This window comes from Hoskinsella mucinilytica (assembly GCF_045223415.1).
Lineage (GTDB): Bacteria > Bacillota_I > Bacilli_A > Erysipelotrichales > Erysipelotrichaceae > Hoskinsella > Hoskinsella mucinilytica.
The window spans coordinates 1-11,069 of the sequence record NZ_JBEQZJ010000069.1 but is presented as its reverse complement, the minus strand read 5'-3'; the positions used below and the strand labels follow the sequence as shown (position 1 = coordinate 11,069).

General features: G+C 35.6%; 11 protein-coding genes and 1 riboswitch. Of the genes, 8 read left to right on the top strand and 3 right to left on the bottom strand.

Annotation, left to right across the window (positions count from 1 at the left end; genetic code table 11):
• Positions 1-100: 100 nt before the first annotated feature.
• The 4 genes from UGRO018_RS16850 (at position 101) to UGRO018_RS16835 (ending at position 3,830) form a co-directional block, all read left to right on the top strand.
• On the top strand, positions 101-943 hold the full coding sequence (locus UGRO018_RS16850) for a putative manganese transporter (RefSeq protein WP_416327677.1): 843 nt from the start codon (positions 101-103) through the stop codon (positions 941-943).
• Positions 944-1,015: 72 nt separating this feature from the next.
• On the top strand, positions 1,016-2,527 hold the full coding sequence (locus UGRO018_RS16845) for a tetratricopeptide repeat protein (protein WP_416327676.1): 1,512 nt from the start codon (positions 1,016-1,018) through the stop codon (positions 2,525-2,527).
• 24 nt (positions 2,528-2,551) lie between these two features.
• Entirely contained in the window at positions 2,552-3,094 is a 543-nt protein-coding gene (locus UGRO018_RS16840) for an SOS response-associated peptidase (RefSeq protein ID WP_416327675.1), read from the top strand.
• Position 3,095: 1 nt separating this feature from the next.
• Positions 3,096-3,830: an ABC transporter permease gene (locus UGRO018_RS16835; RefSeq protein WP_416327674.1), complete on the top strand. Its 735-nt coding sequence runs from the start codon at positions 3,096-3,098 to the stop codon at positions 3,828-3,830.
• A gap of 7 nt (positions 3,831-3,837) precedes the next feature.
• Here UGRO018_RS16835 and UGRO018_RS16830 read toward each other — a convergent pair whose 3' ends face one another.
• Positions 3,838-4,458, bottom strand: a complete 621-nt coding sequence (locus UGRO018_RS16830; RefSeq protein WP_416327673.1) for an ECF transporter S component — start codon at positions 4,456-4,458, stop codon at positions 3,838-3,840.
• 91 nt (positions 4,459-4,549) lie between these two features.
• A riboswitch (FMN riboswitch) is annotated at positions 4,550-4,666 on the bottom strand.
• A 39-nt stretch (positions 4,667-4,705) separates the two neighbouring features.
• Positions 4,706-5,128, bottom strand: coding sequence for a hypothetical protein (locus UGRO018_RS16825; RefSeq protein ID WP_416327672.1), 423 nt, complete (start codon positions 5,126-5,128; stop codon positions 4,706-4,708).
• Positions 5,129-5,274: 146 nt separating this feature from the next.
• On the opposite strand from UGRO018_RS16825, the gene UGRO018_RS16820 reads away from it, so the two are divergent.
• Positions 5,275-5,667 carry a hypothetical protein gene (locus UGRO018_RS16820; RefSeq protein WP_416327671.1) on the top strand — a complete coding sequence of 131 codons (393 nt, stop codon included), beginning with the start codon at positions 5,275-5,277 and terminating at the stop codon, positions 5,665-5,667.
• 62 nt (positions 5,668-5,729) lie between these two features.
• On the opposite strand, the gene typA is transcribed toward UGRO018_RS16820, so the two are convergent.
• The gene (gene typA, locus UGRO018_RS16815; protein WP_416327670.1) at positions 5,730-7,565 is read right to left on the bottom strand and encodes a translational GTPase TypA; all 1,836 of its coding nucleotides are present in this window, start codon (positions 7,563-7,565) and stop codon (positions 5,730-5,732) included.
• 126 nt (positions 7,566-7,691) lie between these two features.
• Between typA and UGRO018_RS16810 the strand changes: the two genes are divergently transcribed.
• The 3 genes from UGRO018_RS16810 to UGRO018_RS16800 all read left to right on the top strand — a co-directional run bounded on the left by UGRO018_RS16810 (position 7,692) and on the right by UGRO018_RS16800 (position 11,037).
• Positions 7,692-8,993 (top strand): polysaccharide deacetylase family protein, encoded by a 1,302-nt coding sequence (locus UGRO018_RS16810; protein ID WP_416327669.1) that lies wholly within the window; start codon positions 7,692-7,694, stop codon positions 8,991-8,993.
• A 98-nt stretch (positions 8,994-9,091) separates the two neighbouring features.
• Positions 9,092-10,291 (top strand): ATP-grasp domain-containing protein, encoded by a 1,200-nt coding sequence (locus tag UGRO018_RS16805; RefSeq protein ID WP_416327668.1) that lies wholly within the window; start codon positions 9,092-9,094, stop codon positions 10,289-10,291.
• Positions 10,288-11,037: an esterase family protein gene (locus UGRO018_RS16800; RefSeq protein ID WP_416327667.1), complete on the top strand. Its 750-nt coding sequence runs from the start codon at positions 10,288-10,290 to the stop codon at positions 11,035-11,037. The genes UGRO018_RS16805 and UGRO018_RS16800 overlap by 4 nt, the downstream gene beginning before the upstream one ends.
• Positions 11,038-11,069: the final 32 nt, after the last annotated feature.

Here is an 11,069-nt window from a genome sequence, read left to right as displayed (position 1 = left end):
CATTATCATAACCATGTTGTATTTCAATTTGTATATCACTGGAATAAATATATGATTTGTGGTAATATTCTATACTATGTTGAAGAAAGGAGAAATCTATATGATGGAATTAATGGAAGATGTTTTACATGATGCCATACCAATGCTTCCTTTTTTGTTTTTTACTTATTTGTTGATGGAATATCTCGAACATAAAGGTAATGAACACTTTCGAAGAGGATTAGAAAAGGCCAAAAAATTAGGACCTGTTATCGGTGCTGCTTTCGGTGTGATTCCTCAATGTGGTTTTTCCGTGATTGCAAGTGGATTATATTTAAACGGTACCATCACACTAGGTACTTTACTTGCTGTGTTTATATCCACAAGTGATGAAGCGATTCCCATCTTGGTTTCTCGCCCTGAACAGTTTACAACCTTGATCAATGTTATTTTGGTAAAGTTGGTAATTGCAATTTTAGTTGGATATCTTGTAGATTCCTTAGTGAAAAATCATCATCTTAGAAAAAATCATCCTTTAAAAGACATACATGCTGATTGTGAAAAAGAAGAAGCACACCATGGTATTTTATACATTGCTTTTATTCATACCATCAAGATCTTTATCTTTGTGTTCTTGGTCAATTTATTATTATCTTTCTTTATTTACTATATCGGCGAAGATACATTAGCTTATCTTTTGGTAGATGGCTCAATATTCCAACCTATATTAGCTGCTCTTGTTGGGTTCATTCCTAATTGCGCTGCTAGCGTGATCTTAGCACAGCTCTACATGGATTCTGTCATTAGTTTTGGCTCCTTAACAGCCGGCTTGATTACAAGTGCAGGACTTGGTTTGTTGGTGTTACTTCGAATGTATGATAATAAAAAGGATATCATCCGTATTCTAAGTATCTTATTTTTAAGTGCTGCGATTTCAGGAATGCTATTACAGTTTTTTCAATAAAACCGAATTGAGTCGGTTTTTATTTTGTTCTTTTGCAAAGTATAGTATAATAACTAAAAAGGTGGTGCAGATATGGATTACAAAGAAGAATTTGAACAATTGATACAAGAAAAGAGATATGAGGATGCTCGTATCCTTTTAGAAAAAAATCATATCTATGCTTTGGAAGATCCATTTTATTATGCCAACATGGGATGGATCTTAAACCAGATGGAACGATATGAAGAAGCAATCATATGCTTAAAAAAAGGACTTCAGCTATTTCCAGGAGATGGTTGGATGTTTTCACAGATTGCATATGCAAATGATCGTTTAGGTAATCTTGACGAAGGACTTCATGCGATTCATGAGGCATTTGATTTGGGCTTTGATGAACCATGGCTTCATGGTGAAATGGGTTGGTGCTATAAAGAAATGCGTGAATATGATAAAGCAATCAACTGTTTTGAAGACGCCTTAATGGATGATGAAAACAATGTTTGGCTTTTGGCTCAAGCAGCATATACATATTTAGCTATGGAAAAGTATGATGTTGCGGAAGAATATTTTAAAAAATGTTATTTATTACAACCAAGTGATGATTCTATTTTTGATTTGGTACACTTTTATAAGACCGTGGCAGACTATGAAAAGGTAATAGAATGTCTTCAAAAAGAATGTAATCCACAATATGAGGCATGGAAACATTTCGAAATGGGATCTGCTTATTTTGAAATGAAGAATTTTAAAGAAGCTTTATCTCATTTAGAATATGCATTGGCATGTGGACGTGATGACACAGGCATTCGAACCTTGCTTGGAGATGTATATGCTCAACTTCATCAAAAAGGGGAAAGTATTCATGAATATGATGTGGCGTTAGAGTATTACGAAAAAGCATTAAAGCGAGATGATCAAGCTGATCGTGAATGGGTCTGGCAAGAAATGATATGGATTGCACATAAAGAACAAGATTTTGAAAAGAAATTGGAATATCTTGATCGAGCAAGTAAAGAGTATCCAAATAATTTATGGATGCAATATCATTATGCAAGATGCTATAGTGATTTAAATCAATACGAATTAGCGGCTAACGCATGTGAGCGATGCCTTTCTCTTGGTGAAAAGGGTAAGGAAATGCAAGATTTATATGCTTGGAATCTTGGTCGATGTGGAAAAGAACAAGAGGCCATAGATGTTTTAAACAAACGCATTGAAGAATTTGGTGCTGATGAATGGAATTATGGGGAACTTGGTTGGGACTATGCTCAATTGAGAAATTATGATTATGCATTATCTTATTTTGAGCGTGCTTATGAAATGAATCCGGATAGCGCAATGCATGCATCTATGATCGGATGGTGTTATTTGCGTAAACAGAATTATGAACAAGCTCTTGAATACTTGAATAAAGCGAAAAAGCTTGGTCGTATGGATGGATGGCTTGCATCTGTTTTCGGCGAAACTTATCAGGGTATGAACGAGGATGCAAGGGCATTAGAAGAATATGAATATGCGTTTGCTCATGGACAAAATGATGATTGGATCAAGGAGCAAATCGTCATATTAAAGCAAGTATTGAATAAAGAAAAAGCGAAAGGATAGACTAAAGAAAAAGGAGGTCTGTCTATGTGTGGTAGATATTATTTTGCATTGGAGGATAATCTTGCATTTGCTAAATTAAAAAAGAAAATCAGTCAAATGAGTATTTTTAATTTTGCTTCACAAGAAGTGTTTCCTTCTCAAAATGCTCTTGTTTTATTAGAAGATGAAGATCAAAATGATTATGTAGTAAAAACGATGAAGTGGGGAATAAAAAACTATAAAGGAGCTTTGATGATCAATGCTAGAAATGAGGGAATCGATCAGAAAAAAACTTTTTTACCAATGTTGGCACATCGATGTCTGATACCATGTAATGGATTCTATGAGTGGAAGAATAAGAAAAAAATCTTTATTTATGAAAAAGAAGAACCATTATTTTATCTAGCAGGTATTTATAATGATCAAGAGGAATTTGTCATTGTGACCGGAGAAGCGGAAAAAGAAATGAAACATATACATCACCGCACACCTTTGATCGTTCATGAACAGGATATTCAAAGATATCTGTCAGGTGATTGTGAATTTGCTGTAGATAATGAGAATTTAGGTTTTCGACTGGAGGAGTAGTATGCGAAAATTTCGAAGTATATCAGCGGTATTTATTTTATTGTTGATATGGGAGATACTGGCAGTTCAGACAGGAAATGATATTATTATGCCTTATCCTATTGATGTGTTTCGTCTGATGGTGTCTCAGCTTCGTTCTGAGACGTTTTATCTTGCAATAGCATCTACATTTATCCGTGCAGTGTTTGGCTTGATATGCGCTCTTTTTGCCGCTATGGTGTGTGCTTGGTATTCCTATCGTTCTAAAGTATTTGAAGAATTGTTTTATCCAATCCTTTTATTAACAAGAAGTATACCCAATGTATCCTATATTATCATTATATTGCTATGGTTTGGTAGGGAAAAAAGTTCCGCAATCATTACTTTTTTAATTTTATTTCCGATCATGTACGCAAATCTATCCGAAGGATTTGCACACATCGATAAGGATTTGATCAAGGTCATTCAAATTTATCCAGAAAAGCAAAGTTATCAGATCAGAAAAATTTATCTTCCCTTGCTACAGGCAGCTGTGTTTGCTTCAATCTCTTCTGGTATATCACTTGGGTTTAAGGTAGGTGTCATGGCCGAAATTTTGGGTCAAACCCCTTTTGGAATAGGTAGACAAATGAATTTATGTAAAATTTCTATGGATATGACTGGTGTATTTGCATGGACAGGATGGATCATTTTATTGTTGTTGATCATAGAAATGATATTGCATTTAGTAATGTATAAAAAAGAAAAAGTCCGATGATGGACTTTTATTGTTTTTTTAGGATAGGAGATACCTTTTTATAAAAGATAAAGACAACCAAGGATACAACAACACCTTTCAATAAATTGAATGGGGCTGTCGTTAATAGAACAAAGGTGAATAAACCATTGATATTTGGATTGATCACAGTACCCATACTGATTAAGCCTTCCATAGGGATTTTCATAAAATAAGAATAAGCTGGTAGAATGATAAAATAATTGATCATCGTGCCAAGAATGGTCATCGTGATGGTACCAACGATCAATCCAATCAAGGCGTTCTTTCTGGATTTGTTTTGTTGATAAATCATCGTTGCCGGTAATACAAGTGACAATCCAATCAAGAAATTGCTCAATTCTCCTGTTCCTGCCGTAATAGTACCATTAAACAATAAATTCAATGCGATCTTTAAAGCTTCAATACACACAGCAGCCCATGGACCTAGTGCGAATCCTCCAATCAAAACGACAACTTCATCAAATCCCAATTTATAAAAGCTTGGGGCAAAAGGTAGCGGAATCTCAAATAACATGACCAGAAAGGCCAAGGCTCCTAGAATGCTGACTTTTGCGATGGTGTTGACACTCATCCTGTTTCTGCTTTTTGTTGAAATACTTGCTGACATATACATTCCTCCTCTTTTTACGTCAGCCTTTTTCATTTTAACAAATAAAAAAGGTTTTCAACAAAACCTTTAGGGACACAATAAGAAAAACACAATACTTCTTCCATCCAGACTATACTGTCGCCACCGGAATTTCACACGGTTCATGCCATTTTGGCTTGCGGGGTTTACCGCCGATTGGGAATTTCACCCGACCCTGAAGTTTTTGTCATGTATATCCTATCACAAATTCAGAATATGTCAATCATTATACTTTTTGTTTTATGAAATCACGATAGCTAATGCTTCTGCGATTGGACATATAATGCTCTTCTCCTGGGAAATGAATCGGGTTTTGATGTGTACTTTGATAAAGCAAAAGTATGTCTTCAATATCTTGTAATAGCACGCTATAAGACATCTGTACAAATATTTTTGGTGGAATCATATAGATAGGAATATCAGGCAATTTGTCTTTTTCCAACATTAATAACTCATGATAAGTTTGAGGACAAAGTAAGATGATATCATATGGCTCTAAATGAAAAGGGAAGGTGAGATAAAAAGCTTTACTATGAACGATAACTTCATAAGGAAGAGAGGCATGATCTATTTGTTTTTGTAAATTTTGTGCCGCAACACTTGAGGAACAACCATTATTACATACCATCAAAAGTTTTATTGTCATCATAACTTCCTTCCTTCTTTCTTTTCTTTATCATAGCATATTTTAACAGCCATTCCTACAATGTGTGAAATAAAAGGAAATCAGTCGATAGCATAGAAAAGTGATATAAAACATGATATAATATCCCACAAGTGAAGGGAGTTTTATTCATGAAATGGTTTCAGAACTTTATGCGTGGGCGCTATGGTGTTGATCAACTGAATTTCTTTTTGTTGATTCTGGCGATTGTGATCATGGTGGTAGCCATGATATTTCAGATACCTTATGTGTCTTATGTTTCTATTCTATTGTTGATTTTAAGTTATTGGAGAATGTTCAGTCGTAATGTATACAAACGTTCAGGAGAAAACACAAAGTTTCTTCGTATGACATATCCAGTGACTTCACGTTTCAAAAGCTGGAAAAATCGCTGGAGAGATCGTAAAACTCATAAATATTTGAAGTGTCCTCATTGCAAACAACAATTACGTGTACCAAAAGGAAAGGGAGAAATTACCGTTACCTGTCCGAAATGTCATACAAAATTTGATGGAAAATCTTAAAACCTGGGCATCATGTTCAGGTTTTTCTTATGAAAAAAGCTTCCGAATGGGAAGCTTTGCTCTTATATTTCTTCTGATGAAATGCGCTCTCTATAATATTGTTTACGATCTTGTTGTGTCAATCCCTTTTTACGAAGACGGATAAAATCCGGTGTGATTTCCACTAGCTCATCATCATTGATCCATTCCAATGCTTCTTCCAAAGACATGATTCTTGGAGGAGTCAAACGCATAGCTTCATCATTTCCAGAAGAACGAATAGCTGTCAGCTTTTTATTTTTCAATGGATTGACATCCATATCAATAGTTCTAGCTGATTCACCAATGATCATACCTTCATAGACCTCAGTCTGAGGAGAGATGAATAAGGTTCCTCTTTCCTGTAGGTTCCATAATGCATAAGTCATAGCTCCACCTGTTTCGGTAGAAATCATTGCACCGTTGGCACGTTGTTGAATATCTCCTTTATATGGAGTATATCCTTTGATACGACGTACAAGCGTTCCTTCACCACGAGTATCATTGATAAATTCACTACGATATCCTAATAAACCACGTGTAGGAGCTTCATATGTGATACGAACATAGCCATTTTCTTCTACCATATCGATCATCGTACCTTTTCTTAGATTCAATTTATTGATAATGGTTCCCGAATATTCTTCAGGAGCAATTGCGACTACTTCTTCTACCGGCTCTACGGTTTTACCATTTTCATCTTTATGTAAGATGACCTCAGGTTTGGATACTGCTACTTCATAGCCTTCACGACGCATCTGTTCCAAAAGAACTGAGATATGTAACTCACCACGACCACTTACTTTGAAGCAATCACCACTATCTGTAGGTTCTACTTTCAGACCAACATTAACCTCTAATTCTTTTTCTAAACGTTCTTTTAGATTTCGACTTGTTACGAATTTACCGCTTTTTCCTGCAAATGGGGATTTATTGACGATAAAATTCATACTTAAGGTCGGTTCTTCGATTTGAATGCTTGGTAGTGGAATTTCTTTGTCCTTTTCACATAAGGTTTCTCCAATAGAAATATCTGCAATACCTGCGACAACAACGATATCGCCTGCGTGAGCTTCTTGTACGGATACACGACTCAATCCACGATATACGAATATTTGGCTTGTTGCTTTATTACGTTTGTTACCAAAGGAATCACAAACAACGATTTGTTCTTGTGCCTTTAACACACCCTGATAAATACGTCCGATACCAAGACGACCGATATATTCATCATAGGCTAATGCAGAAACCTGCATCTGTAAAGGTTCTTCATCCATATCAGGATAAACCTCACAGTGTTTTAAAATTGTTTTAAACAATGGTTCGATGGAATCACTTGGTGTATTCAGATCATATTGAACCATTCCTTGTTTCGCTACGCCATAAAGAATAGGGAAATCTAACTGCTCATCTGTGGCATTCAGATCCAAGAATAGGTCATAAACCTCATCAACTACTTCTTCAGGACGTGCATCTTTTTTATCAATTTTATTGATCAAAAGAATTGGACGTAGTCCCATTTCCAATGATTTACTCAAAACAAAACGTGTTTGAGGCATTGGACCTTCGCTAGAGTCTACCAATAAGATAACAGTATCAACGGTCTTAATGATACGTTCTACTTCACTGGAGAAATCCGCATGGCCCGGAGTATCTACAATATTAATTTTCACACCATCATGAATCACAGAACAGTTTTTAGAGTAAATGGTGATTCCTCTTTCACGTTCTAGATCATTGCTGTCCATGACACAGTCGACTACTTCTTCATTGCTGCGAAATACATCACTTTGACGAAGGAAAGCATCTACAAGGGTAGATTTTCCTGCATCTACGTGGGCAATGACCGCTATATTTATAATTTTTTCTTTTTCGCTCATATTTATTCCACCTTTTAGACCAATTATAATAATATAACGAAATTGCCATAATAACAACTTTTTTCGCATATTTATGCATTATTTTCACTTCTTTTTCACTATACTAGAGAGAAAAGGTGATGAGCAATGAAATTAAAAAAGATTGTATGCCCTTTCTTGTGCCTGCTATTGTTGTGCGGTTGTTCTCATATCACATTCAAAAAGAAAAACAATCCACATCAGGAGGTCGGAGAAAGTGTGCAGGAGCTTGGCTATAAGGAACATAGTGTATATAGTATTTTATATCCGAAAACAGAAATAGAAGAGCTGGATACGAAAGTAGCTTCTATCGTTCATGACAGACAAAAAGAGTTTGATGAAAGAACTAAGGAATATAAAGAGAAACGCAAGGCTGAATATAACGTCACCTATGAATCATATGTTAAGGATGATCGTTATATATCCATATTACTATATCTATATGAAAGTATATATCAAAATAAAGAGGACATTGTGACCCTGATTTATGATAGTAAAGAAAAACACTTTGTTTCTTTAGATGATGTCATGCATGGAGAATATCTTAATATGATAAGTGAGAAAGCACAAAGTTATTTCAAAGAGCGTTTTCCTCAAGAATGTGATCAAGCAGATTTTAAAGCACATACATCTGCAGCTTTAGAAAATTTCTCCCAATTTGTGTTAAAGAAGGATCGAATCGTTTTTTATTTTCCATCAGGTAGATTATTTGATCAAAGTGCCAGTATGGAAATTATGTATAGTGATGTGAGTGATTATATGGATATGGAGCCAGAAGCAACAAGTGCCTTTGTGCCATATGATCAAGTTTTAAATGAAAACGTAAAGCCGATAGATAAGGACAAACCGATGGTTGCTTTGACCTTTGATGATGGACCTAGTAAAAAATATACGGCAAGTATTTTAGATGCTTTGAAAGAGTATAATGCCAGTGCTACCTTTTTTGTATTAGGCAGTAATGCAGAAAATGCACCTGACTTATTACAGCGAATGGTATTAGAAGGAAATGAAATCGGGAATCATACTTTTTCTCATAAACAATTAACGACCTTATCAAAAGAAGGAATTGAAGAAGAAATAAAAGAAACGAAGGAATGTATTTATCAGATCACGCATACCTATCCTCAAGTATTAAGACCGCCTTATGGTAGTAAAAATGATTTGGTATTGCAATGTGCCAATGATGCAAAAGTAGTTACATGGACATTGGATACAAGAGATTGGAAGGATCGAGATGCTAAAATCGTAGTAGAGCGCATTTTGAAAGAGGTCAAGGATGGTGATATCATTTTAATGCATGATTTATATGCATCTAGCGCTCAAGCCGCACGTATCGTTATTCCAAAGCTACAAGATGCTGGATATCAATTGGTGACAGTATCTCAGCTTTATGAAACAAAAGGGAGATAGTCCCTTTTCTTTTTGTTTGTAAGCGTTTAAAAATTCAAATAAATACACAAAATTGATAAAGTATGTTATAATAAATAAAACAGAAAGCTGGGGTATCTATGAACTTTATCTTTATATCCCCTCACTTTCCTGAAAATTACTGGAAGTTTTGTGAAAGTCTTAGAATCAACGGAATCAATGTGCTTGGTATAGGGGATCAACCATATGATTCCTTATCCTATGAATGTAAACATGCTTTGCAGGAATATTATTTTGTTGCAGATATGAATGATTACGAGCAGATGTTTCAGGCTGTCGCTTTTTTCTCATACAAATATGGTAAAATTGACTGGCTAGAGTCAAATAATGAATACTGGATGAGAATGGATGCTCGATTGAGAACTGATTTTCATATCACCAGCGGTTATCAGGAAAATGAGGTAGAAATGGTCAAAAGTAAGGCACTCATGAAACAAGGCTATCGAAAGGCCCATATTCCTGTCGCTGCTTTGATTGAGGTAACATCTTTTGATCAGGTATTAGCCTTTACGAAAGTATATGGCTTTCCTTGTATTGCAAAACCAAGAGAAGGTGTTGGTGCACAAAAAACGTATAAATTTGAACATCAAGGTGATGTTGAAGCGTTTTTTAAGGAATCGAATGATCCTAGTCAATTTGTGGTGGAACAGTTTATCGAGGGTAGTATTGTTTCTTATGATGGGATTGTTGATACAAATGGAAAAGTGATACTGGAAGCTTCTCATGTATTTCCCACAGGCATCATGGAAATCGTTCATCGTCAAGATCATCTTGCTTATTATAGTGAACGTAACATACCATCTGATCTTCGTAAAGCAGGAAAAGCTGTTTTAAAGGCATTTAAAGCAAAGGGAAGATGGTTTCATCTTGAATTTTTCCGTTTGGCAAGGGATCATCAAGGAATTGGAAAACAGGGAGATATAGCCGGATTAGAGGTCAATATGCGTGTACCTGGAGGGTATAGTGCAGATATGATAGACTATGCCTTTGAAATAGATGCCTATCAAATATGGGCAGATATGATCAGTGATCCAAATACAAAGCGATTGATGAAGCCGGCACCTTATCATTGTGTGTATGCTTCACGTAAGTTTCATAAATCTTATGTTCATGATATCGATGATATATTGAAAACATATGAGCAGAATCTGGTGATGCATGAGATCTTACCAAAGGTTTGGCGAGATGCCATGGGCGATGAAATGTTGATTGCACGTTTTGAAAGTATGGAGCAGGTACGGGATTTTATATCCTATGTACAAAAGGAGGAAACTTTATGAAGATCGAATATTATAAGGAGTATTCTCATGAATTAAATCGTGATATGGAATTTAAAGTATATGGTGAATCAGGCAAGCCTTGTTTGGTTTTTCCAGCACAGGATGGGCGTTTTTATGATTTTGAAAACTTTGGAATGATCGATGCAGCTAAAGAATATATTGACAGTGGGCGAGTTCAGTTTTTCTGTTGTGATTCTATTGATAAAGAAACTTGGAGCAATGAAGCAGGAAACCCAAGAGAACGCATGGAACAGCACGAGCGTTATGTACATTATATCGTAGATGAGTTGGTCCCAAGAATATATGAGATTGCAAAAACAGAAAAAACACAACCTACGGGGATCATGACATGTGGATGTTCGTTGGGTGCTTTTCACGCATTGAACTTTCTGTTACGTAGACCGGATATCTTTGATAAGTGTATCGCAATGTCCGGAATTTATCATGCGGACTTCTTCTTCCATGATTACCATGATGAATTAACTTATTTAAATTCACCAAGTGATTATATGCCAAATATGCCTATGGATCATCCTTTTATGGAACTTTACCATAAGTCTGAGATCATTCTTTGTTGCGGGCGAGGAGCTTGGGAACAGGAAATGGAATATAGTCTTCATCAAATGCAACAGATATTTGAGGACAAGCATATTGATGTATGGGTGGATTATTGGGGATACGACGTTTCTCATGATTGGTATTGGTGGAAAAAACAAATCGACTATTTCCTTCAATTTGTGGTATAGAACAGAGCCTGAAGTAATTCAGGCTTTTCTTA

What these genes read in the sequence shown, in the direction of transcription:
- UGRO018_RS16830 (WP_416327673.1), bottom strand. Translation starts at nt 4,458, where the DNA reads ATGTCAGCAAGTATTTCAACAAAAAGCAGAAACAGGATGAGTGTCAAC.
- UGRO018_RS16850 (WP_416327677.1), top strand. Translation starts at nt 101, where the DNA reads ATGATGGAATTAATGGAAGATGTTTTACATGATGCCATACCAATGCTT.
- UGRO018_RS16805 (WP_416327668.1), top strand. Translation starts at nt 9,092, where the DNA reads ATGAACTTTATCTTTATATCCCCTCACTTTCCTGAAAATTACTGGAAG.
- UGRO018_RS16825 (WP_416327672.1), bottom strand. Translation starts at nt 5,128, where the DNA reads ATGATGACAATAAAACTTTTGATGGTATGTAATAATGGTTGTTCCTCA.
- UGRO018_RS16800 (WP_416327667.1), top strand. Translation starts at nt 10,288, where the DNA reads ATGAAGATCGAATATTATAAGGAGTATTCTCATGAATTAAATCGTGAT.
- UGRO018_RS16810 (WP_416327669.1), top strand. Translation starts at nt 7,692, where the DNA reads ATGAAATTAAAAAAGATTGTATGCCCTTTCTTGTGCCTGCTATTGTTG.
- typA (WP_416327670.1), bottom strand. Translation starts at nt 7,565, where the DNA reads ATGAGCGAAAAAGAAAAAATTATAAATATAGCGGTCATTGCCCACGTA.
- UGRO018_RS16845 (WP_416327676.1), top strand. Translation starts at nt 1,016, where the DNA reads ATGGATTACAAAGAAGAATTTGAACAATTGATACAAGAAAAGAGATAT.
- UGRO018_RS16840 (WP_416327675.1), top strand. Translation starts at nt 2,552, where the DNA reads ATGTGTGGTAGATATTATTTTGCATTGGAGGATAATCTTGCATTTGCT.
- UGRO018_RS16820 (WP_416327671.1), top strand. Translation starts at nt 5,275, where the DNA reads ATGAAATGGTTTCAGAACTTTATGCGTGGGCGCTATGGTGTTGATCAA.
- UGRO018_RS16835 (WP_416327674.1), top strand. Translation starts at nt 3,096, where the DNA reads ATGCGAAAATTTCGAAGTATATCAGCGGTATTTATTTTATTGTTGATA.